The 20,981-nt window shown below is 63.7% G+C and carries 23 protein-coding genes and 1 tRNA gene; 19 read left to right on the forward strand and 5 right to left on the reverse strand.

Annotated features, from left to right (window positions below; translation table 11 throughout):
• On the forward strand, positions 1-1,112 hold a 1,112-nt coding region (locus BH95_RS19115; protein ID WP_037183550.1), incomplete at its 5' end, for a lipase family protein.
• A gap of 36 nt (positions 1,113-1,148) precedes the next feature.
• Complete coding sequence (locus BH95_RS19120; protein ID WP_037183552.1) at positions 1,149-2,330, forward strand: RtcB family protein; 1,182 nt, start codon at positions 1,149-1,151, stop codon at positions 2,328-2,330.
• Between the two features lie 73 nt (positions 2,331-2,403).
• On the opposite strand, the gene corA is transcribed toward BH95_RS19120, so the two are convergent.
• Positions 2,404-3,435 (reverse strand): magnesium/cobalt transporter CorA, encoded by a 1,032-nt coding sequence (gene corA, locus BH95_RS19125; RefSeq protein WP_208601181.1) that lies wholly within the window; start codon positions 3,433-3,435, stop codon positions 2,404-2,406.
• A 61-nt stretch (positions 3,436-3,496) separates the two neighbouring features.
• On the opposite strand from corA, the gene BH95_RS19130 reads away from it, so the two are divergent.
• The 9 genes from BH95_RS19130 (at position 3,497) to BH95_RS19175 (ending at position 11,976) form a co-directional block, all read left to right on the forward strand.
• The gene (locus tag BH95_RS19130; protein WP_037183553.1) at positions 3,497-3,931 is read left to right on the forward strand and encodes a VOC family protein; all 435 of its coding nucleotides are present in this window, start codon (positions 3,497-3,499) and stop codon (positions 3,929-3,931) included.
• A 95-nt stretch (positions 3,932-4,026) separates the two neighbouring features.
• Complete coding sequence (locus BH95_RS19135) at positions 4,027-4,644, forward strand: trimeric intracellular cation channel family protein (RefSeq protein WP_019664495.1); 618 nt, start codon at positions 4,027-4,029, stop codon at positions 4,642-4,644.
• A gap of 39 nt (positions 4,645-4,683) precedes the next feature.
• A complete protein-coding gene (locus BH95_RS19140; RefSeq protein WP_170945144.1) occupies positions 4,684-5,376 on the forward strand; it encodes a response regulator transcription factor in 693 nt (230 codons plus the stop codon).
• Positions 5,376-6,857 carry a HAMP domain-containing sensor histidine kinase gene (locus BH95_RS19145; RefSeq protein ID WP_037183555.1) on the forward strand — a complete coding sequence of 494 codons (1,482 nt, stop codon included), beginning with the start codon at positions 5,376-5,378 and terminating at the stop codon, positions 6,855-6,857. The genes BH95_RS19140 and BH95_RS19145 overlap by 1 nt, the downstream gene beginning before the upstream one ends.
• A gap of 104 nt (positions 6,858-6,961) precedes the next feature.
• Positions 6,962-8,410: a S1C family serine protease gene (locus BH95_RS19150; protein ID WP_080738037.1), complete on the forward strand. Its 1,449-nt coding sequence runs from the start codon at positions 6,962-6,964 to the stop codon at positions 8,408-8,410.
• Positions 8,411-8,499: 89 nt separating this feature from the next.
• Positions 8,500-8,997, forward strand: a complete 498-nt coding sequence (locus BH95_RS19155) for a MogA/MoaB family molybdenum cofactor biosynthesis protein (protein WP_019664499.1) — start codon at positions 8,500-8,502, stop codon at positions 8,995-8,997.
• 771 nt (positions 8,998-9,768) lie between these two features.
• Positions 9,769-10,443: an MspA family porin gene (locus tag BH95_RS19165; RefSeq protein WP_052060082.1), complete on the forward strand. Its 675-nt coding sequence runs from the start codon at positions 9,769-9,771 to the stop codon at positions 10,441-10,443.
• Between the two features lie 168 nt (positions 10,444-10,611).
• A complete protein-coding gene (locus BH95_RS19170) occupies positions 10,612-11,040 on the forward strand; it encodes a hypothetical protein (RefSeq protein ID WP_037183559.1) in 429 nt (142 codons plus the stop codon).
• Between the two features lie 150 nt (positions 11,041-11,190).
• The gene (locus BH95_RS19175) at positions 11,191-11,976 is read left to right on the forward strand and encodes an MspA family porin (protein ID WP_157773097.1); all 786 of its coding nucleotides are present in this window, start codon (positions 11,191-11,193) and stop codon (positions 11,974-11,976) included.
• 110 nt (positions 11,977-12,086) lie between these two features.
• On the opposite strand, the gene mscL is transcribed toward BH95_RS19175, so the two are convergent.
• Positions 12,087-12,566 carry a large conductance mechanosensitive channel protein MscL gene (mscL, locus tag BH95_RS19180; RefSeq protein WP_019664505.1) on the reverse strand — a complete coding sequence of 160 codons (480 nt, stop codon included), beginning with the start codon at positions 12,564-12,566 and terminating at the stop codon, positions 12,087-12,089.
• A 274-nt stretch (positions 12,567-12,840) separates the two neighbouring features.
• Here mscL and BH95_RS19185 point away from each other — a divergent pair, with 274 nt between their 5' ends.
• The 3 genes from BH95_RS19185 (at position 12,841) to BH95_RS19195 (ending at position 14,939) form a co-directional block, all read left to right on the forward strand.
• Positions 12,841-13,509, forward strand: coding sequence for an MspA family porin (locus BH95_RS19185; protein WP_033190755.1), 669 nt, complete (start codon positions 12,841-12,843; stop codon positions 13,507-13,509).
• A gap of 43 nt (positions 13,510-13,552) precedes the next feature.
• The gene (locus tag BH95_RS19190) at positions 13,553-14,275 is read left to right on the forward strand and encodes an MspA family porin (protein ID WP_037143901.1); all 723 of its coding nucleotides are present in this window, start codon (positions 13,553-13,555) and stop codon (positions 14,273-14,275) included.
• A gap of 139 nt (positions 14,276-14,414) precedes the next feature.
• The gene (locus tag BH95_RS19195; RefSeq protein WP_019664508.1) at positions 14,415-14,939 is read left to right on the forward strand and encodes a hypothetical protein; all 525 of its coding nucleotides are present in this window, start codon (positions 14,415-14,417) and stop codon (positions 14,937-14,939) included.
• A 5-nt stretch (positions 14,940-14,944) separates the two neighbouring features.
• On the opposite strand, the gene BH95_RS19200 is transcribed toward BH95_RS19195, so the two are convergent.
• The 3 genes from BH95_RS19200 to BH95_RS19210 all read right to left on the reverse strand — a co-directional run bounded on the left by BH95_RS19200 (position 14,945) and on the right by BH95_RS19210 (position 16,756).
• Entirely contained in the window at positions 14,945-15,658 is a 714-nt protein-coding gene (locus BH95_RS19200) for an SAF domain-containing protein (RefSeq protein WP_037183561.1), read from the reverse strand.
• Positions 15,659-15,739: 81 nt separating this feature from the next.
• Complete coding sequence (locus tag BH95_RS19205) at positions 15,740-16,069, reverse strand: FmdB family zinc ribbon protein (RefSeq protein WP_027498745.1); 330 nt, start codon at positions 16,067-16,069, stop codon at positions 15,740-15,742.
• 90 nt (positions 16,070-16,159) lie between these two features.
• On the reverse strand, positions 16,160-16,756 hold the full coding sequence (locus tag BH95_RS19210) for a 5-formyltetrahydrofolate cyclo-ligase (protein ID WP_170947600.1): 597 nt from the start codon (positions 16,754-16,756) through the stop codon (positions 16,160-16,162).
• Positions 16,757-16,837: 81 nt separating this feature from the next.
• Here BH95_RS19210 and BH95_RS19215 point away from each other — a divergent pair, with 81 nt between their 5' ends.
• From BH95_RS19215 to BH95_RS19235, 5 genes are all read left to right on the forward strand, one after another.
• Positions 16,838-17,779, forward strand: a complete 942-nt coding sequence (locus tag BH95_RS19215) for a UTP--glucose-1-phosphate uridylyltransferase (protein WP_019664512.1) — start codon at positions 16,838-16,840, stop codon at positions 17,777-17,779.
• A gap of 34 nt (positions 17,780-17,813) precedes the next feature.
• Complete coding sequence (gene glp / locus BH95_RS19220; protein WP_020111413.1) at positions 17,814-19,073, forward strand: molybdotransferase-like divisome protein Glp; 1,260 nt, start codon at positions 17,814-17,816, stop codon at positions 19,071-19,073.
• Between the two features lie 74 nt (positions 19,074-19,147).
• Positions 19,148-19,795, forward strand: a complete 648-nt coding sequence (locus BH95_RS19225) for a GNAT family N-acetyltransferase (RefSeq protein ID WP_019664514.1) — start codon at positions 19,148-19,150, stop codon at positions 19,793-19,795.
• Positions 19,796-19,945: 150 nt separating this feature from the next.
• Entirely contained in the window at positions 19,946-20,770 is an 825-nt protein-coding gene (gene sepX, locus BH95_RS19230) for a divisome protein SepX/GlpR (protein ID WP_037161492.1), read from the forward strand.
• A 52-nt stretch (positions 20,771-20,822) separates the two neighbouring features.
• A tRNA-Ala gene (locus BH95_RS19235) sits at positions 20,823-20,898 on the forward strand.
• Positions 20,899-20,981: the final 83 nt, after the last annotated feature.

Below are 20,981 nucleotides of genomic sequence, written 5' to 3' on the forward strand. Positions count from 1 at the left end.
TGACGTGCGCTGTTCTTGCGTGCACCGTGGCAGGTGCTGTTGCATCCGCAGAGCCGGTGGACAGGACGCCCGGCACGATTGTGGAGACGTCCCCGCTGCCCACTGATCTGTGGATTCCCGGAACCGGTGAGGCGCAGCGCATCACGTACTGGACTGTCGGATCCGACGGTGCTCCGGCGCTCAGTAGTGGAACGTTTTTCGTTCCGGAGGGACCGGCGCCCGAGGGTGGTTGGCCGGTCGTCGGTTGGGCTCATGGCACTTCGGGTCTCGCCGACGAGTGTGCGCCGTCCCGTGTCGGCCCCGCCGACCGTGAGCGAGATTTCGGCTACTTGTCGACGTGGATCGAGCAGGGATACGCGATTGCCGCGACCGACTATGTCGGCCTGGGCACGCCTGGATTGATGCCGTATCTCGACGGCAAGGTGTCTGCACACAGTGTCGTGGATTCGGTGAAGGCGGCCAGATCCGTCGAGCCGTCGTTGTCGAACAAGTGGGTAGTGATCGGCCAGTCCCAGGGCGGTGGCGCAGCGATCACCACTGCCCGATACGCGACGGAATACGGTGGCCCCGAGCTGGATTACCGCGGAGCCGTCGGGACCGGGGTGCCGGCGAACATCGAGCTGGCACTTCTGCCGCTGGGACCGGGAGTTCTTCCGGTCGCCGCGGGCAAGGGTCTGACGACGTACCTGCTGTACATCCTGGCGGGTCTGCGATATGCGCATCCGGAGATCGACCTCGACTCGTACCTCACCGAACAGGGAAGACAGCTGGTCGACCGCGCGGAAAGGGTCTGCGTGTTCGATGCTGAGGACGAGTTCGTGGGCACCGTCTCCGGTGATCTGTTTGCCAAACCGTTGAACCAGATTCCGAATTTCTACGGTCTGTTGAACGACTACATGGGCGTGCCCGTCTCCGGCTACGACCGACCGGTCTTCATCGGCCAAGGTCTGACGGACGTGGATGTGCCTGCGCCTGCTGCTCTTTCACTGGTTGCTCAGATGAAGTCGAACGGTCAGGACGTCACGCTCCACACGTACCCGACGGATCACAGCGGTGCACTACTGCAATCACAGGCGGATTCCGTTCCGTTCGTGAAACGACTTTTCGAATAACGCCTCCTCCGTGCGAGGGGGCTGAAAGGACACATCATGCCCCCGAACAAGGTGGGCTCGAAGCTGCTCAATTGGGCTTCTCATCTCGAGGACAACACGCTGGCGCAGGCCAGAGAGACCGCGTCGATGCCGTTCGTTCACCCGCACGTCGCACTGATGCCCGACGCGCACAGCGGAATGGGCAGTGCCGTCGGGACCGTCATTCCGACGCTCGGTGCTGTCATTCCGGCTGCTGTCGGGGTGGACATCGGCTGCGGAATGATCGGTGTACGCACTGGATTCACGAAGTCCGATCTCGAGGGACGCGACCTGTCGAAGCTGCGGCTCGCGATCGAGACGAGCATTCCGCTGTCGATGGGCAACTACAACCTCGGTGTCGACGCGTGGGACTTCACGGCCGAGAAGTTGGCCGAATTGGAGGGCCTCGCGGCGGCGAACGACGTCGACCTGTCGCATTCACCGAAGTGGCGTGAGCAGCTCGGATCACTCGGATCGGGCAACCACTTCCTCGAATTGTGCCTCGACGAGACCGACCATGTCTGGTTGTTCCTGCACAGTGGGTCGCGTGGCGTAGGGAACAAGATTGCCAAGAAGCACATTGCCGTCGCGCAGAGGTTGTGCAAGCAGTGGTGGATCGATCTGCCGAACAAGGATCTCGCCTACATCCCCGAGGGGGTTCCCGAGTTCGGTAAGTACATCAGGGATCTGAAGTGGGCGCAGCGGTTCGCCTACCTCAACAGGGCCGAGATGATGGACCGGTTCGGTGCGGTGTTCGCGCGGTGGATGGGCGTCGCTGATCATGGTGAGATCGAGAGGGTCAATTGCCACCACAACTACACGGTGAAGGAACGGCACGGGAACAAGGACGTGTGGCTGACACGTAAGGGTGCGGTGGATGCTCACGAGGGCGTCAAAGCGATGATCCCAGGTTCGATGGGGACGAGGTCGTACGTCGTCGTGGGTAAGGGGAGTGCAGCCGGGCTGTGCTCGGCTCCCCACGGCGCCGGGCGGAGGTTCTCGCGGACCGAGGCCAGGAAGCGGTACACGGTGGAGGATCTGCGGAATCGGATGGTGGGTATCGAGTTTCGTGACGGCGAGGAGTTCGTCGACGAGATTCCCGACGCCTACAAGGACATCGATATCGTGATGGCCGACGCGGTCGATCTCGTGGAGGTCGAGCACGAGTTGCGGCAGATCCTCAACGTCAAGGGCACCTGACCAAGTGAGCGGAAATGTAGTGCAGTCTGGTCACTCCGCAGGCTCCGCTCCTGCCCCTGGCCTATATTTCCGCTCACAGCCACTTCTGGCGTTTGAAGACCAGGTAGAGGACGGAGGACAGGACGACCATGCCGAGGATGGCCATGGGATATCCCAGGTGCCATTTGAGCTCCGGCATGTCCTCGAAGTTCATCCCGTAGATGGCGGCGATCAGCGAGGGAGCGAACAGGATTGCGCCCCAGGACGATATTTTCTTGGTCTGCTCGGTTTGATCGAGGCTGACCTGCGTCATGGCGCGCATTTCTTCGTTCTGCTGCTGCGCGACGAGTGTGGCGTGGGTCTGCAACGCGTTCTGCAGCGTCGCCTTGAAACCTTCCACGCGTTCGGTGATGCGGACGCAGTGGTCGAGGACGTCGCGGAGGGATCGTTTGAGTTCGACGTCGAGTTCGTATTCGTTGTTGCCGCGTTTCAGGGCTTCGATCATCGACACCAATGGTTCGGTTGCGCGCTGGAATTCGGCTACTTCACGCGAGAGCGTGTAGATGCGTCGGGACACGGATGGGTCGCCGGAGAAGAGCTGGTCCTCGATTTCGTCGATGTCGTTCTGCAGCCCTTCGACGACGGGCTCGTACTCGTCGACGACTTGGTCGAGGATGGCGTACATGACGGCTTCGGTGCCGAGCGTCAGCAGCTCGGGTTCGGCTTCCAATCGCGATCTGACGGCGGACAATTCGGGCGATTCGGCGTGGCGGATGGTGACGACGAAGTCCGGTCCGAGGAAGACGTGCAGCTCACCGAACTCGACCTTCTCGGTTTCGTCGATGTAGCGGGCGGGCCTGAAGACGACGAAGAGTTGGTCGCCGTACTGCTCGAGCTTGGGGCGCTGGTGCGCGGCGATGGCGTCTTCGACGGCAAGGCGGTGGAGTCCGAATTCGGCTGCAACCGAATTGATCTCCTCTTCCTCGGGTCGGTAGAGGCCGATCCACGCCATGCCGTGTCGATCCCGCATGGCCTCGTACGTGCTGTCGAGGTTGTCCGGGGTGACGGCACGCTTGCCGTCGACATAGACCGCGTTGTCGACGATCGGCAACTTTCTCACCTGCATTCTCTTCGGTAGTGACCGTGGAAAGCCTGCCAGACCGGGCCGGAGGCGTCAGACTGGGTGCATGGATCAGCGCGTACATTTCCTGACACTCGCTACTCCCGACGTCGATGCGTCCCGAGCGTTCTACCGCGACGGCCTCGGGTGGACACCTCTTCTGGATATACCGGGAGAGATCATCTTCTTCCAGATCGCGTCGGGCTTGGTTCTGGGCTTGTTCGACGCACAGAAATTCACCGAGGACCTCGGGCGGAACGACGGGCCCGCAACGGTGGGCGGGTTGACACTCTCCCACAACGTCAGCTCGCCCGCCGAAGCCGACGCAGTGGTGAAGGCAGCCGTCGACGCAGGTGGGACCTTGATCAAGCAGCCGCAGAAAGCTGCATTCGGTGGGTACAACGGCCACTTCGCCGATCCCAACGGCGTCATCTGGGAGGTATGCCACAACCCCGGCTGGAGCGTGGACGAGGACGGAACAGTCCGGCTCAGTGAACTCTAGGTCGTCGCGACGAAACCCCCCGACCGCACGGCCGGTCGCGGTGACGGAACGGGGAAGATTTCGGCGCCTGTAGGGAGTCGTGCGACGCTTGTCCCGTGCTGGTCGAGGTGCTGGGGTATGTGGGGATTGTGGCGTTTGCGGCGTCCGGGGCGCTGATCGGTGTTCGTAAGCGGTTGGACTTGTTCGGGGTGTGCGTTGTCGGGATCACGACGGGTATCGGCGGGGGCATAATTCGCGACGTGCTGCTGGGCATTCATCCGCCGACGTCGTTGGATCAGTGGCCGAATGTGACGGTTGCTCTGGCGACGTCGTTGGTGGTGTTCGTGGCGCATCCGGTGATGAATCGGATTTGGCGTGGGGTTCTGTTGTTCGATGCCTTCGGGATGGGGCTGTTCGCGGCGACGGGTGCGACGGTGGCGTTGGCTGCCGGTGGCAGCTCGCTGTCGGCATGCTTGATCGGCGCGACGACGGCTGTGGCCGGTGGCGTCATCCGTGATGTTCTCGTCAACGAGGTTCCGCTGCTGCTGCGCCGGGACTTGTATGCGGTGCCGGCTCTGCTGGGGTCGACGGTGGTGGCGATAGTCGAGGGGTCGGGCCTTCCGGACAACGTGGGCCTGGTCGCGGGCACGATCATTGCGACGGGTCTGCGGGTGCTGGCTCTGTGGCGACGATGGAATCTGCCCATTGCGCGGCGCTTGCCGAGTGTGGACTAGACCCCTTCTCAGACATATCTCAGTCCGTCAGGACAAACTATGACAATGCGCATTTTGGTTGTCGACGACGATCGAGCAGTCCGGGACTCGCTCAGGAGATCGCTCACCTTCAACGGGTACACGGTGGAATTGGCGGTCGACGGGCTCGATGCGCTCGAGAAAGTCGCTGCGGCTCGCCCGGATGCTTTGGTTCTCGACGTCATGATGCCGCGGTTGGACGGGTTGGAAGTGTGCCGTCGGCTGCGCAGTACGGGCGACGATCTGCCCATCCTGGTGCTGACTGCGCGTGACTCCGTGTCCGAGCGCGTCGCGGGCCTCGACGCCGGCGCCGACGACTATCTGCCCAAGCCTTTCGCGCTCGAAGAACTACTTGCGCGCTTGCGTGCGCTGCTTCGTCGGACGGCGATGGACGCCGAGGGTGAATCGGAGGCGATGACCTTCGCTGATCTGTCGCTCGATCCCGTGACCCGTGAGGTCACCCGCGGAGAGCGGTCGATCAGTCTGACACGTACCGAGTTCTCGTTGATGGAGATGTTGATGATGAACCCGCGTCGGGTTCTCACTCGCAGCCGCATCCTGGAGGAGGTGTGGGGGTACGACTTCCCGACGTCGGGCAATGCTCTCGAGGTGTACGTCGGCTACTTGCGTCGTAAGACCGAGGCCGAGGGTGAGCCTCGGTTGATCCACACTGTCCGCGGCGTCGGTTACGTTCTCCGCGAGACGCCTCCGTGATGGTCGCCCCCTTCGGTCAGCGTTCGACGGCAGGGCAGCGTTCGTCGGATCCGGCCGCGATGCGTCCTCCGATGCCGCTGACTCGCACGGTCTCCTTGCGCTGGCGGGTGACGTTGTTGGCGGCGTCGGTGGTGGCTGTGGCGGTGGCCGTGATGGCGATCGCGGCGTACGCGGTGGTCTCGCGGGCTCTGTACGGCGACGTGGACAGTCAGCTCCGCACCCGCGCGGACGCTCTGATCAACAGCAACATCGTCACGTTCGACCCTCGTTACGTTGCCGGCGCGACGCTCTACAGCACCGACGTGTCCGTCGCGCTTGTCTTTCCGGACCTGAGCAAGTACGTGCCGCCGGGTTCGAAGGTGCCGATCGGCGAGCCGGAAATCGCTGTCGCGGAGGGGCGGACGGATCTGTCCTTGCGCACGGTCGACGATCAGCGTGTTCTGAGTCAGCGTGCACAGGACGGCAGTGCGATCGTCATCGCGCAAAGACTGTCGCCGACGGGTGCTGTGCTGGACCGGCTGGCGTGGGTGCTTCTGGTCGTCGGCGGCTTCGGCGTCGTGCTCGCGGCGGGTGCGGGCATGGCTGTCGGCAGAACCGGGTTGAGACCCATTGCGCGCCTGACCGCTGCCGCGGAACGGGTTGCGCGGACGGATGATCTGACGCCGATTCCCGTGACCGGCGACGACGAATTGGCCCGGCTGACGACGAGTTTCAACACGATGCTTCGTGCGTTGGCGGAATCGCGTGGGCGGCAGAGCCGATTGGTCGCCGACGCCGGTCACGAGTTGCGTACGCCGCTGACGTCGCTGCGGACCAACATGGAATTGTTGATCGCTGCCGGCCGTCCCGGGGCGCCGGCGATTCCGGACGAGGACATGGCAGAGCTGCGTACGGACGTCGTCGCGCAGATTCAGGAGTTGTCCACGCTGGTCGGTGATCTGGTGGATCTGGCTCGGGAGGACGCACCGGAGACGGTGTTCGAGCGGGTGGATCTGGCCGACGCCGTCGAGCGGAGTCTCGAGCGAGCGAGGCGTCGCCGCAATGAAATCGACTTCGATGCGACGCTGGAGCCGTGGTTCGTCTACGGCGATCAGGCCGGATTGTCACGTGCGGTTCTGAACGTGTTGGACAACGCCGCCAAGTGGAGTCCGGCGGGCGGTGAAGTTCGTGTCGTCATGCGCAGGATCGGCGACGGGTTGATGGAGCTGACCGTCGACGATGCGGGCCCTGGAATTCCCGAGGAGGACCGGGAATTGGTGTTCGAGCGGTTCTATCGCTCGACGGCATCGCGGTCCATGCCGGGTTCCGGTCTCGGGTTGGCGATCGTGCGCCAGGTCGTCGTCAAGCACGGTGGAACCATCGGCGTCGAGGTGTCGGAGCGCGGAGGTGCGCTCATTCGGATCGTTCTGCCGGGGGAATCGGCACCGGACCTGGTGGCGGCCGAAGAGGGCGATTCCGACGGCACAGTCATGGGAAACTGATAGGCGCATCTCAGCGCACTCTCAGTACGGATTGGCAATGTAGTCGACAACAGAGCGGGTGACTTCGCACCACGCGAGGTTTCTAGTGAAAGAAGCGACTGCAGATGACCGACGATCGTAACGACTCCGAGCCGAACACGACCCCGCACGATCCTGCCCAGCAGAATCCGACGCGGCAGAATCCGGCTCCGCAGTCCGATCAGCATGCGACACAGCAGTTCCCGACTCAGCAGGGGCAGCCGGGTTCGCACAACCCGTACGCCGCTCCGTCGTACGGCCACAATCCGTACCAGCAGGGGGCGCCCACCCAGAGCTACGGGTACAACCAGGCTCATGCAGCTCCGACGCAGCACGACGCTCCGGTGCAGGCTCCGCCCGCTCTGCGCAGGCGACCGGGCCGGGCGACGATCGCAGCGGGTGCAATCGCACTGGTTCTGGTCGGCGGCGGTATCGGCGGGGCAGTGGGTGTCTACGCGGCGGGAGGCGGCAACGGATCCGGCAACGCCACCAACTCCCTCAACTCGACGGTGACGGCCGCTCAGCCCGCAGCGAACATCCCCGACGGCTCTATCCAGGCCGTCGCGAACAAGGTCCTGCCCAGCGTCGTGCAGATCCAGGTGACCGGCAGTCAGGCCGAGGGCGAGGGCTCCGGAGTGATTCTCTCGTCGGACGGTCTGATTCTGACTAACAACCATGTGGCGACGGGCGCCGGAGCCAACGGCAAGCTCACGGTCGCCTTCAACGACGGTTCGACGGCTCAGGCGACGCTCGTCGGCGCCGATGCGGTCTCGGACATGGCCGTCATCAAGGTCGAGGGTCGCACGGCCCTGACGCCGATCGAACTCGGAACGTCGTCGAACCTCCAGGTCGGTCAGCAGGTCGTGGCCATCGGCTCGCCACTGGGCCTGGCCGGAACCGTCACGACGGGCATCGTGTCCTCGCTCAACCGCCCGGTCTCGACGAGCGGTGAATCCGGTAACCAGAACTCCGTCATCGACGCCATCCAGACGGATGCGGCCATCAACCCCGGTAACTCCGGTGGCGCGCTCGTGAACACCGAGGGTCAGCTGATCGGCATCAACACCGCTATCGCGACACTCGGCGGTGGCCAGTCGAGCGGATCGCAGAGCGGATCCATCGGCCTCGGCTTCGCGATCCCGGTCGATCAGGCAAAACGCATCGCCGACGAACTGAGTACGACGGGCAAGGCCACGCAGGCGATGATCGGCGTGCAGGTGCCGTCTCAGGACAACGCGAACGGTGCGACGGTCGTCGAGGTCACCGAAGGCGGGCCTGCGGCAGGAGCCGGGATCCCGACGGGTGCCGTCATCACCAAGGTCGACGATCGCGTCATCACCAGCGGGGATGCATTGATCGCAGCCGTGCGCTCGCACGCACCGGGAGACTCGGTGAAGATCACCTACACCGAGGGCGCCAGCGAGAAGACCGTGGACGTGACGCTCGGAACGGCAGAGCCGCAGACGGCAGCGGTGCAGGCGCCGTCCGAGTCGCAATCGCCTCTGCAGATCCCCGGCTTCCCCGGTGGTCGATGATGCCGATCGACACCGAACGTCTGGCAACCGTGGCAACGATTTACGCACAGCGTGAATCGGGAGCGGGCTCTACTACTACGGTTATCGGTATGGAACACGAGGCACCTCTGGCCGGGCGGGCGTTGGTCGTGATCGTCGACGATCGGACCGCACACAGCAACGAGAAGGATTCGACGGGTCCGTTGGTAACGGAGCTGCTCACCGAGGCGGGCTTCCTGGTCGACGGGGTGGTCGCGGTGACGTCGGACGAGGTCGACGTTCGGAACGCGCTGAATACTGCGGTGATCGGCGGTGTCGATCTGGTGGTGTCCATCGGCGGGACCGGTGTTTCGCCCCGCGACGTGACTCCCGACGTCACGGCCGAGGTGCTGGATCGCGAGATTCCGGGCATCAGCGAGGCGCTGCGGTCCTCGGGTCTCGCGGCCGGTTCACTCGACGCCGGCCTCTCGCGTGGTCTCGTGGGGGTATCGGGAAGCACTCTGGTGGTCAATCTGGCGTCCTCGCGAGCGGCTATCCGCGACGGTATGGCGACGTTGACTCCGCTGGCCGCTCAGGTCATCACCGAGCTGTCCGGATTGGACGCTTGAGCATCGCCGATGCCTGAGGACGAGAAGCCCGCGACAAACAGGGCAGAGCAGGACAAGACAGAGCAGGACGCTGAGAGCCGGGCCCGTGCGCAACGGGCCCGGCTCGCTCGTGTTTTCGGCGACGTTCTTCCGGAACAGACGGCCGACGATCGGAGTGAGTCGACGTCCAGGACGTCGGCCGATTGGTTCGAACGCGAGCGTCCACCCCACCACTTCTGATGTGATCCACAACACATTTTTATGTGTGAATCACAGTCCTGTTAGTAGTTCGTTTACGCGCCGTTAGCGTCCGCTCATGTCCGATACGCACTGCTGGACTTCCAATCAGCGCGATTCGAAACCTAGTGCTCGATCGTCAGTCTCGGTGCGGGCGCCGTGTTACTCGAGCGTCTTCCCATATCAGCGCGTGTTTACGCCGCAGTGAGGTTTGTAACGGATCGACAACGGCGGCGATGGGTGTGACCGGGGTTACTGTCCGGTATGGTGTGAAAACGGTTCACATGCACGAAACACATCACGATTCGGGCATGTACGACGGGCAATCGTAGGGATTGTCACGATCCGGCAACTCCTCTAATGTTCCCCTCAGCTTCTGGCAGACCGGGTGCGAGCAACACGCTCCGGACGCGGCTGGCAGAACTGATATACGAACCTGATCCAAGGATCTAGTTCTGCTCGGGGATTCTCGGCATTGCTGCCGTCATGACCCGAGGGTGAAAGCCACAAGCTTCCCGTGCGAACGCGCTGGGACTGAACATGATGAGGAAGTAAATGACGGAGATCCAGAAGTCGCGGCGTAGCCGGGGACTCAAGTCCATGAGCGCTGTGGCAGTCGCCGGCGCTTCGGTTGTCGGCCTGGTACTCGGTACCGGAACCGCATCCGCTGCAGTCGACAGCACCAACTCGGTCGTGGATGCCAACGGCAACCTCATCACCGTGACGCTGTCCGACACCTTCATCAACAGTGTCCCGCCGCTCGACGGCAACCCGCTCACCCGTGAGTGGTTCGCCAACGGCGTTGCAGGCTGGGAAGTTACCGGACCTGACGCCGACGACTTCGAGGGAACGGTCGCTGTCGGATACCAGGTCGGTTACCCGGCCAGCCTCGGTGGCGAAATCACGTTCAACTACTCGACTCCTTCGCTCGACCTGACCCTCAACGGTGACGGCGTCGAAGCTGGAATCGGCGACATCCTCCCGCAGGCAGGCTTCTCTGCTTCGATCGCTCCGGGACCCGGCATTGTCGACGCCACCGCAGCATCGGGCGCCATCCAGGGTGTGGAGGAAGCTGACGCGGAAGGCGCTTCGGGCACCATCCAGATTGCCAACGCACATGGCACCGCAACCGGCATCCTCGGCAACGTCCGCGTTCGCCCGTACGTCTCGGTCACCAGCTCCACCGGTGACGTTGCCGTCACCTACGGCGTCCCGTGGACCTTCAACTGATCTCGGTCGGTTGATCTACTGCTTCACCCAGCGTTGACTCGCTGACCTTCTGATCGGGCCCGTCCGGAGTTTTCCGGCCGGGCCCGATCTGCGTTTGCTCCCTTGTGAATACGATGACGTGCGGCAGGTGCGGTGTGCCTGCTCGGCACGGGAAATGGCTGATACTCGATGCGTTCCACATTGATCTCCGCGGTCGCTGTCACCGCGATGATCGCCTTGGTCGGATGTAGTAGTGACAGCGGTGAATCCGCCTCTGCCGTAAACGCTGATGCGTGCACCCAGTTCGCGGGCGCCCACGACGAGTTGACCGAGTTGACCAAAGCCGGACCGGTGGGAGGTGACGTCGATGCATGGACCGCTGAGAAGGATGCATCGATCGCCAAGCTGGGGCCGATCGGCGAGCAAGCAACGGGCACTGTGCAAACAGGCATCCAGACTCTTGTTCAAGCGCTCCCCGCCGATTCTCTGGAATTGACCGAGGTCGACAGCGAGTCCGGCCAAGCTTTCGTCGATAACTCCGCAGCGGTTGCTGCCTCGTGTGAAAGCGATGGAGCCGCAATCACTTTGGCGGAGTTCCCGCTCCAGTCGTTCAACTGACTGAACCGGTTTCGTAGCGCACCTATTGACCCTTCTTTAGGGTAATGTAAGCGCATCTCAATGTAGAGGTAACTACAGTCGGCCGGGCAAGAATGTGGCGGCCGTGTCGAATGCCGGATCCTAATGTCCGGGATGAGGAGTGTTTTGAAAATGCATTTCAGTGCGCGCTCACGCGCGGTGGCCGTCGTATCCACTGGAGTCTTGGCGTCCGTGCTGGGATCTGGGGTAGCGCAGGCGGACGTCAACCGAGTCGATTCATTCGTAGACGGCAGCGGAGCCACCGTCGAGGTCACTCAGTCCGACACGTACATCAATGGTGTAGTGCCGCTCGACGGCAGCCCGCTGACGCGCGAGTGGTTCCACAACGGACGAATCTCTGTCGCGGCTCTCGGCGCCGGGGCCGATGACTTCTCCGGAACCGTGAGTGTGGGATACCAATTCGCCTACCCGATGAGTATCGGTGGCGAGATCACGGTGTCGTTCAATACCCCAACCGCGACGGCCACGATCACACAGAAGACGACCACAACCGAGCCGACGGACCCAACCGAGCCGACGGACCCAGAGGACACGACGGATCCAGAAGACACAACGGATCCAGAAGACACAACGGAACCGGGTGACGAGGGCGTCGAGGTCACTGCAGAGGAGCCTGCTGGGCCGACTACGACCACAACAACGACCGCCGAGGGTGAGCTTGTCGTTACCGCGCCTCAGGCCGGCGGACAGCTCAATATCGCTCCCGGGCCCGGTACCCAGGAGGTCGAGATCGCGTCGGCAGATGTCGCGGGATCGCTCAGCGAACTTCAGTTCGCGGGTATTCATGGAACGGCAACCGGCGTCCTGGGCAACCTCACTGTGCGTCCGTTCGTAAGGGTGACATCGGACAGCGGAAGTTACGTCGTGTCCTACGGCGATCCGCAGATCCTCGGCTGATTCATCGACTAGTTCGGTCATGAATTCGTGGCAAGGTCGCTGATTTAGACCATGGAAAAGGCCCGTAGATTCCGAATTGTTTCGGAACTACGGGCCTTCTCGGTTTCGGATCAGGATTTGCTGTGCGCCCCACCGCTCGGCTCGTCGGTGTCGCCGATGGCTTCGCCGCTACCGCCGGTGGTGTCCGCGGGAGTGGAGAGCTTACGGCCGACGTCGGTGCCGCCCGCGAGGATGTCGCGAATCTGGACGAGGACGTCGACGTCGCTCAGTTCCTTCTCCGGCTGACTGACGAACCGCTTCTTGGCCGTGTTGACCGGCAGGATGAGGACGAAGTAGACGACGGCCGCGATGATCACGAAGTTGATGACTGCGGTCACCACTGCACCGACGTTGATGAAAGTCTCGGCGCTGGAGGTGATTTGGAAGCCCCAGCCGTACTCGTTGGAGCCGCCGATGGCGGAAACGAGGGGGTTGACGATGTTGGTGGTGAATGCGGTGACGATCGCGGTGAACGCTGCGCCGACGACAACCGCGACGGCGAGGTCCACGACGTTTCCTCGGAGCAGGAAGTCCTTGAATCCCTTGAGCATGAGCCCTCCTCATTTTCGATCGGACGTGCGCGTTGTGTACTGAGGCAAGACGTTAGTCGACCGAGAAGCGGATCTGTCGGACGTCGGAAGTGATTGAATGTGCGCGTATGTGAGGGTTACACACAAAAATCATTCGAAGTTGTTAATGACTACGGGCTTTTCATCCCGTATCCTTCCCCAGGAATGAGTCTCGGTGATGTAAGTCGAGGCGGTCGGATTCGGCAGGAGTGGAGCCTGCGAAACGACTCGATGTGTTGCTTCAACGAGGGGAATTATGAACAAGTCTCGTTTCACGGCGCTGCGCCGAATCGGCCGAATTGCGGCGCTCGGTGCAGCCGCATCGATGGCCGTCGGGCTGATGTCCACCGGGGTGGCCAATGCCGAAACCTTCGTGCCCCTCCCCAACGGTGAGAAGGTGGCAGGGCCCTACAAGATCGCCCACTTCGACGAGTCCGCGAAGGTCGCTCCGCAGATCGCCTTCAACGGGCTGAACCGGAACGCGTGGGCCACCGGCACTGCGCTGTCCGAGGTTCCCGAGGGTGCCACCGGCACGCTCAAAACCGGGTACCTCGTCGGCTGCCAGCTGGACATGGAAGACCTCAACCTCGGGTTCGACCTCGGTGCAGGCATCGAAGGTGGCAACACCAACATCATCACGCTGTTCCCGATTCCGTTCCTCATCGGCGGCGAAGGTGAAACCACCAACAAGATCGAGGGCGGCTTCTCGTTCGATGTTCCGCTGAAGGACCGCGAAGTCGCTGCAGTCGAGATCGCATCGAAGGACGTCAAGGGCGGCACGACGGCAGTCCAGTACCAGGACGTCGCAATCTCCGTGCAGAACTGCGGTGGGTACGCCCAGGCCCGCTCGTACACCACGCTCGAGCTGACCGGCGATTACCGCTACAAGGGCACGCTCTACGGCCAGCCGTTCAGCCTCGGCTGACGCTCGAACGACTTCGCAGAACTTACGAGGGGAACAGACCAACGTGAAGAACAACAAGAGCGCAGCCGCACGCATCGCGGCCCTGGGTGCAGTAGGAGCCGTCGCACTCGGCTTCTGGTCGGCCGGTGCAGCCAACGCAGACACCTTCGTGCCGCTCGCGGACAACGAGATCTCGAAGACGCTCATCGACGGAACCGTCGTGACCATCAAGGGATTCGGCCAGAGCGGCCTCATCTCGCCCTCCATGGGCGCAACCCCGACCCAGCGCAACGTGTGGGTCACGGGCAACTACACCGTCGAAACCTCCAACCCCGGTGGCGGTTCCATCGAACCAGGCTTCCTCGTCGGATGCCAGGTGGACTTCGCGGCCGGCATCAGCGGCGGCGTCGAAGGATCCTTCGGCCAGGGCAACACCATCAGCCTGCCCCCGGGCACGCTGGATCTGGAGATCACCCGTACGCAGCCGAACACCTACGACATCGGCGCAGGCGTCAACCTGGACCTGGCTCCCGGTCAGCTCAACGACATCAAACTGGTCGCCGACGAGACCAGCGCCAAGATCGACGGCGTCACCGTTGCCACGGACACGTCCAACAGCTTCGACTTCTCCGGCAACGGTGGCGGCTACACGTACGCCGACGAGACTCTGAGTGTCTCGGGCTGCGCAGGATTCGCCGAGGCGCGTTCCTACGTCAACGTCACCATCGACAACGACGCGGTCACGTCCACGGTGACACTGTGGGGACAGCCTTTCAGTATCGGCTGACCTGTCGCTTTTCTCGCCTCTGCCGGTGACGCACACTCGAGCGTCTCCGGCAGAGGCGTATCTACCGCCTGGTAAGAAAAGTGATTGTGATTTTTAACAGAGTTAGTATGCGGTGACCTCGCACGATAGGATCCCCGTTATGGGTCGTCACAGAGCAGGGGATGCTGCACCGTCACGTGACTGGATCGACGCTCAGATCGGCAAGCGGCACCGCCTGTCGCTGTTCCACGATCCGGGCATCGCGCAGGACGATCGGTCCGCGCTGCTCTGGCTCTTCCCGACGCGTGCCGACGTGGGGGATTACGCCCACCGCGACGAGGCGTACCGGAATCTCGGTACCTCTGCGGCCCTCAATGTCATGCGAAACGTCTTCGCCGACTTCGACTCCTACGTGCTTCACCTCTCGGACCAGCGCATCGTGGAGCACCGGCCCATGCGCGCCGACGATACGTTGCACAGTGACGTCTTCATCGAGACGTACGAGGCCTCCGACGGCGCCGACGTGTACGGGGTCCGCGTCGTCTTCACCGATACGATCGGCGCTCTCGTGTTCACCGATCACGCCACGTTCGTCGGCAAGTTGGAGCCGCAGCAGGCTCCGATTCACGACGAAGAAGTGAAGCCTCCCGCGAAGTCCGATCCGGGGCTTGCCGCCAGCAGCTGATCGCCTCACCTCAAGGTGACCGCAAGCGAGCTGGTCAACGACGCGCCGGCAACAGTGGTTGCGTCCTCCGCCGACATGGCGATCAGCACCACACGGTCACTGCCGCGCTGTTGTGGGGTGTCGGCCGATACGAGAACGACTACGGCCTCCCTCGCCAGAATGCGGGGCGACTTGTCGTCGCCACCGTCGCCGCCGGTCAGAACGTCGACGACATCTCCGGATCGGAGTAATTCGGTCACGCCGGGATCGCCCAGACGAACCGGAACCACTCGTGCGTCCGCCGACTCGGTGATGGCCTCGGCCAGGCGCGACGACAACAAGCGCACATCTGTCAACGGCTCACCGGCACGGATCGGGCCGGCGAGTGTGCGGGCCGACGCGTCGTCGACATCGGTGATCGCACCGTCCGGCACGGACGACGGTGCGTACTCACGAAGTTCCACGTCGTCGACCGTCAACTGGACTCCTGGCGTCAGATCCCGCGCGGCGACGACCACGACGACATGATCGTCGGCCGCCGCGTCGCGCGCGAACAGAGCCACAGCGCAGGCGGCGAGAACGCCCGCCGCAATGCGGCGGAGCAGAACAGCGTGCATCCAGGTCGGCCGAGCCGACAGGCGATCGAGCAGGGTGGCGTCGAGACGAGAGGACGCAGAGAGTTTCGACGGGTGCCGGCCGGAGGACCGGCGGCGATCACGGGAAGGCGGCATGTCGGTCACGCTAGCGACCGCGGAGTCCTACACCGACGAAAACAGGCCCCGGCTGTGGATGAAGCCGGAGCCTGTGGACAACTGGAAAAACTAGGAGCTGGCAGCAGCCTTCGACGGCGTGCTCGACGTGGTCGTGCTGGAGTTGGAGGACGAGGAATCGCTGGTAGACGACGTCTTGGTCTCCGTCTTGGTCGACGAGTCGCTCTTGGACTCGCCTGCGCTCTCGCTCACCGAGCTGGATCCGCCCCGGCTGTCGGTTCGGTAGAATCCGCTGCCCTTGAACACGATGCCGACAGAGTTGAACAGTTTGCGCAGCTTGCCCGAGCAGGCCGGGCACACCGTCAGGGAGTCGTCACTGAAGGACTGCACGATGTCGAATCGGTTGTCGCATTCGGTGCAGGCGTACGAATATGTGGGCATCGATGATCCTCCGCGCTGGTCCACTCCATCGGTGAAAGAGAGAGCATTGGCACTCTACAGTCATGACTGCCAACGAAGCCATTCGGCCGACTATTCCCCAGTGAGTTCCACCAGGCCTCCGTCCGGTGTCAGCGCGTGCGTCGAGCGACGATCGTGCGGTTCCTCGGGCAACTTCTCCACCAGTTCCCCGTCGCGCACGATCGCGACGATCGGAACGCCTGGTTCGACGAAGTCCAGCGTCCTGTCGTAGAAACCGGCACCTCGGCCCAGCCGAACGCCCCGGAAATCGACGGCGAGAGCGGGCACGAACACCAACGAACACCGCGTCACGGACTCCGGGTTCAACACCGGACCGCTCGGTTCGAGCAATCCGTAGGGAGCCGCCCGAAGGCTGCCCCGACCTGTGTATTCTGCCCAGTGCAACGGCCCCGGTTCCCTCGCGACCGGGACCAGAACCTGGGGGGTTCGATGTAGAAGTTCGTCGAGCAGATCGAGTGAGCCCGGTTCACTCCCGACCGGCACGTACGCAGCCACGGCACTCGCTCCCCGCGCCGAATCAGCCGCGGCATGACAGAGTTTCCTGGATTCCTCGGCGTGAACTTCGGCGCTGAGAGCGCGACGAGAATTCAAGACATGACGTCGCCACGCGTCCTTGGACACAGGCGTCGGGAATTCACCATTCGTCATAAGTTTTCAGCTTAAGCACCAACGGGAAACAGCCATCACACGCGGAGCGAATCCGTAGCGAGCATGGATAGGGTAGGCAATATGACAGACGCGTCGACAGGTCCGGTACGGCATTTCAGAACGGCGATCGTTCCCGCCGCAGGAATGGGAACCCGATTCCTTCCCGCCACCAAAACGGTCCCGAAGGAATTGCTGCCCGTCGTCGATACGCCAGGAATCGAGCTGGTCGCCGGCGAGGCTGCCGACTCCGGCGCGCAGCGTCTGGTGATCGTGACATCGCCGGGTAAGGACGGCGTCGTCGCACACTTCGTCGAGGACCTCGTCCTGGAAACGAAGCTCGAAGCCAGCGGCAAGCTCAAGATGCTCGAGAAGGTTCGTGTGGCACCCGCGCTTCTCGACGTCCAGTCGGTCGTGCAGCAGGAGCCGCTCGGACTCGGCCACGCTGTCGCGTGCGCCGAGGAAGTGCTCGACGACGACGAGAGCGCCGTCGCAGTGCTGCTTCCCGACGACCTGGTGCTTCCTCGTGGCGTTCTCGACGTCATGTCGCGCGTCCGCGCCAAGCGCGGCGGCTCGGTGCTGTGCGCATTCGAGGTTCCTGAAGAGAACGTTTCCGCGTACGGCGTCTTCGAGGTCGAGAAGGTTCCCGACGCCGTCAACCCGAACGTGCTCAAGGTCACCGGCATGGTGGAGAAGCCCAACCGAGAAGACGCGCCGTCGCTGTTCGCCGCGGCGGGCCGCTACCTGCTGGACCGCGCGATCTTCGACGCACTCCGACGCATCGAGCCCGGTGCGGGCGGCGAACTTCAGCTGACCGACGCCATCGCCCTCCTCATCGAAGAAGGACACCCGGTCCACGTCGTCGTCCACCGCGGACCCCGACACGACCTCGGAAATCCCGGAGGATACCTCCGCGCTGCGGTTGACTTTGCTCTCGAACGTGATGATTACGGTCCGGCGTTGCGTGAGTGGCTGACCGAGCGTCTGAGTGACGACTGGGCGCCGCAGCTCACGAAGTACGAGTAGGCCCGCGAAGTGTGAAAATCGGAGGAAGGGCCAGATGCGCTCGGTTGAGGATCAGCAGACCCGAGTGACTGCTGCGGCAGTTGCACCGCGGCCTGTTCGGGTCGCGATCTCGGAAGCGCAGGGCCTGCTCTGCGCGGAGGAAGTCGTCACCGAGCGCCCCCTGCCCGGCTTCGACCAGGCGGCCATCGACGGATACGCCGTCCGCAGCGTCGACGTCGCGCAGGCAGGCACGGACCTCCGCAACGAGGACGACGAGCGGATCGAACTCACCCTGCCCGTCGTGGGTGAGGTGAGCGCAGGTTCGCGTCAACCGATCCGATTGCAGCCACGGCAGGCCGTCCGCGTCGACACCGGCGCACCGTTGCCGACGCTCGCCGACGCGGTGCTACCGCTCGACCGCACCGACGGTGGGCACGCACGGGTGAAGGTGTATCGCCCGGTGCGTTCGGGTGACTACGTCCGCAAGATCGGCGACGACGTGCAACCCGGCGACGTCGCCGTCCGCTCCGGAACCATCATCGGCGCTGCCCAGGTCGGCCTGCTCGCCGCCGTCGGGCGCGACAAGGTGCTGGTCCATCCGCGCCCCAGGCTGTCCGTGATCTCGGTGGGCGGCGAACTCGTCGACACCGACCGGACGCCGGGGCCGGGGCAGGTCTACGACGTCAACTCTTATTCACTGGCCGCCGCGGCCCGAGACGCGGGTGCCGACGTCAACCGCGTCGGCATCGTCAGCACCGACCCGAAGCGACTGCGAGAAGTGGTCGAAGGTCAGTTGATCCGCTCGGAGATCGTCGTCATCGCCGGCGCGGTTGGTGGCGGTGCATCGGACTCGGTACGCGAAGCACTCTCGGACCTGGGCGATCTCGAAGTCGAACGTGTCGCCATGCACCCCGGATCGGTTCAGGGCTTCGGCCAGCTCGGACGGGACGAGGTCCCGACCTTCCTGCTGCCCGCGAACCCCGTCAGCGCGCTGGTGGTCTTCGAGGTGATGGTCCGGCCGCTCATTCGTATTGCGCTCGGACGCAGACAGCCGATGCGCCGTACCGTCACCGCACGCACCGTCGCCCCCATCACGTCCATCGAGGATCGCAAGGGATTCCTGCGCGGCCAGCTGATGCGCGACGAGGAAACCGGTGAATACCTCGTCCAGGCACTCGGGGGAGCGCCGGGAGCGTCGTCTCACCTTCTGGCGACCCTCGCCGAGGCCAACTGTCTGGTCGTCATCGACCCCGACGTCACCGAAATCCGCACCGGCGAAGAGGTCGACGTGTCCTTCCTGGCGCAGAGGGGATAGAGCTCCAGGTGAGTGGAAATGCGTCCTGGGGGACGCATTTCCACTCACATACGCAGGGCGCCTAATATCGAAAAATGTCACGCACGTGGTCGAGCCACCCTGGGTGGCCGGCGAAGTTGGGTCCTCTGACGGTGTCGGCCGGAACGGTGACGCTCCGCCCGGTGCGGCTGCGTGACGGTGCATCCTGGAGTCGGACGAGGATTGCCGACCGTGCACACCTCGAGCCGTGGGAGCCCACGGGTGAAGGCGCATGGGTTGCGCGCCACCACATCTCCGCCTGGCCAGGCCTCGTGTCCGGTCTGAAGTCGGAGGCCCGCAAGGGCCACATGCTGCCGATGGCGATCGAGCTGAACGGCGATTTCTGCGGTCAGCTCACCGTCGGCAACATCGTCCGCGGGGCGCTCCGATCGGCGTGGATCGGATACTGGGTCGCCAAGGAAGTCAACGGCCACGGCGTCGCGACGGCGGCGTTGGCGCTGGGCCTGGACCACTGCTTCGGCCCCGTCGGCCTGCACCGAGTCGAAGCGACGGTGCGGCCGGAGAACCACGCGAGCCAGGCCGTGCTACGCAACGTCGGGTTCCGCGAAGAGGGCTTGCTGAAGAACTACCTCGATGTCGACGGACGGTGGCGCGACCACGTTCTGGTGGCCATGACGTCCACCGAGGTACAGGGGACGGTCGCGGATCGATTGGTCCGGGCAGGCCGAGCTGCCTGGGCGTGAGCATCTCCGCTGACGGCTCGAGACTCCTGTGACTAAAGTGACGTGTGTGTAATTCGGGTCGGCGCGTCTCCGCGGTAAGGGCACCTCTTCCGCATAGCCTGATCCAGTCACCGATGTAACCGGATCTGCCTCGGAAGGAGAACGCGCGCGATGCCCAACTCGATCATCTGGATCGGTCTGGTCGCCATCTGGGTGTTCGTTCTGCTCCCGATGATGACGAGCAAGCGTCCTCGGATCATGCAGACATCCGACGTCGCCTTGGCCACCCGCGTACTCCATCGCGGCGGCACCAAGCGGACGGCACGCGGACCGGCAACCGGCCACGCCAGCGACCCGGACTGGCGGCCCGAACACGACGAGCGCGTATCCGCTCCGGCAAGCGTCGTCTTCGGGCGGCGCACCGAGCACACCGACCCATCCGGTCGCGAACACCCGAACACCCAGGCGGAGGACCGTATGGACACTCACGCAGATCCCGACATGGACGACACGGACGTCGCCGACGAGCGGGACTACGTTCCCAACCGCCGGGGGCGCGGCGGATTCGATCCCGAGGCCGACGCCATCGCGCGCGCCGCTCGGTACTCGTTCCGTCAGCGCGCAGTGCTCGGGTTGGTCTTCGCGGCCATCACCACCGGCGCGCTAGCCGTGATCCTCACGCCGATGCTGTGGTGGGCGTGCGGTCTGGCAGTGCTGTCGTTGGTCGGGTACCTCTACTACCTCCGCCGTCAGGTGCAGATCGAGCAGGAAATCCGTCGCCGACGCATGACTCGCATGGGCCGCTCCAGGCTCGGTGTGGAGTCTCGTACGGACGACGAGCTCAAACTGGTACCGCAGCGTCTGAAGCGACCGGGTGCCGTCGTCCTCGAAATCGACGATGAGGACCCGGAATTCGACCATCTGGACCACTACGACGAGCCGTTCCAGCAGCAAGGTTCGATGGACGACGACATCCGACGCGCCTCGGGAGCATGACGCCTACGCGCCTTTGATATGGTTGCTCAGCGGTTCGCAAGGATCGCAAAAAGGGGCTGTGGCGCAGTTGGTAGCGCGTCTCGTTCGCATCGAGAAGGTCAGGGGTTCGATTCCCCTCAGCTCCACCAAAGATTCAGCTCCACCGAAAATTCAGCTCCACCAGAGATGGTCGTACATACAAGATGAGGCTCCGCCCCGGTGTTCGGGGCGG

The sequence above is a fragment of the Rhodococcoides fascians A44A genome (assembly GCF_000760735.1).
Taxonomy (GTDB): Bacteria; Actinomycetota; Actinomycetes; order Mycobacteriales; family Mycobacteriaceae; genus Rhodococcoides; species Rhodococcoides fascians_E.

What these genes read in the sequence shown, in the direction of transcription:
- BH95_RS19170 (WP_037183559.1), top strand. Translation starts at nt 10,612, where the DNA reads ATGCGTTCCACATTGATCTCCGCGGTCGCTGTCACCGCGATGATCGCC.
- glp (WP_020111413.1), top strand. Translation starts at nt 17,814, where the DNA reads ATGCGCTCGGTTGAGGATCAGCAGACCCGAGTGACTGCTGCGGCAGTT.
- BH95_RS19120 (WP_037183552.1), top strand. Translation starts at nt 1,149, where the DNA reads ATGCCCCCGAACAAGGTGGGCTCGAAGCTGCTCAATTGGGCTTCTCAT.
- BH95_RS19185 (WP_033190755.1), top strand. Translation starts at nt 12,841, where the DNA reads ATGAACAAGTCTCGTTTCACGGCGCTGCGCCGAATCGGCCGAATTGCG.
- sepX (WP_037161492.1), top strand. Translation starts at nt 19,946, where the DNA reads ATGCCCAACTCGATCATCTGGATCGGTCTGGTCGCCATCTGGGTGTTC.
- BH95_RS19205 (WP_027498745.1), bottom strand. Translation starts at nt 16,069, where the DNA reads ATGCCCACATATTCGTACGCCTGCACCGAATGCGACAACCGATTCGAC.
- BH95_RS19175 (WP_157773097.1), top strand. Translation starts at nt 11,191, where the DNA reads ATGCATTTCAGTGCGCGCTCACGCGCGGTGGCCGTCGTATCCACTGGA.
- BH95_RS19145 (WP_037183555.1), top strand. Translation starts at nt 5,376, where the DNA reads ATGGTCGCCCCCTTCGGTCAGCGTTCGACGGCAGGGCAGCGTTCGTCG.
- BH95_RS19195 (WP_019664508.1), top strand. Translation starts at nt 14,415, where the DNA reads ATGGGTCGTCACAGAGCAGGGGATGCTGCACCGTCACGTGACTGGATC.
- BH95_RS19165 (WP_052060082.1), top strand. Translation starts at nt 9,769, where the DNA reads ATGACGGAGATCCAGAAGTCGCGGCGTAGCCGGGGACTCAAGTCCATG.
- BH95_RS19155 (WP_019664499.1), top strand. Translation starts at nt 8,500, where the DNA reads ATGGAACACGAGGCACCTCTGGCCGGGCGGGCGTTGGTCGTGATCGTC.
- corA (WP_208601181.1), bottom strand. Translation starts at nt 3,435, where the DNA reads ATGCAGGTGAGAAAGTTGCCGATCGTCGACAACGCGGTCTATGTCGAC.
- BH95_RS19215 (WP_019664512.1), top strand. Translation starts at nt 16,838, where the DNA reads ATGACAGACGCGTCGACAGGTCCGGTACGGCATTTCAGAACGGCGATC.
- BH95_RS19225 (WP_019664514.1), top strand. Translation starts at nt 19,148, where the DNA reads ATGTCACGCACGTGGTCGAGCCACCCTGGGTGGCCGGCGAAGTTGGGT.
- BH95_RS19210 (WP_170947600.1), bottom strand. Translation starts at nt 16,756, where the DNA reads ATGACGAATGGTGAATTCCCGACGCCTGTGTCCAAGGACGCGTGGCGA.
- BH95_RS19140 (WP_170945144.1), top strand. Translation starts at nt 4,684, where the DNA reads ATGACAATGCGCATTTTGGTTGTCGACGACGATCGAGCAGTCCGGGAC.
- BH95_RS19130 (WP_037183553.1), top strand. Translation starts at nt 3,497, where the DNA reads ATGGATCAGCGCGTACATTTCCTGACACTCGCTACTCCCGACGTCGAT.
- BH95_RS19150 (WP_080738037.1), top strand. Translation starts at nt 6,962, where the DNA reads ATGACCGACGATCGTAACGACTCCGAGCCGAACACGACCCCGCACGAT.
- mscL (WP_019664505.1), bottom strand. Translation starts at nt 12,566, where the DNA reads ATGCTCAAGGGATTCAAGGACTTCCTGCTCCGAGGAAACGTCGTGGAC.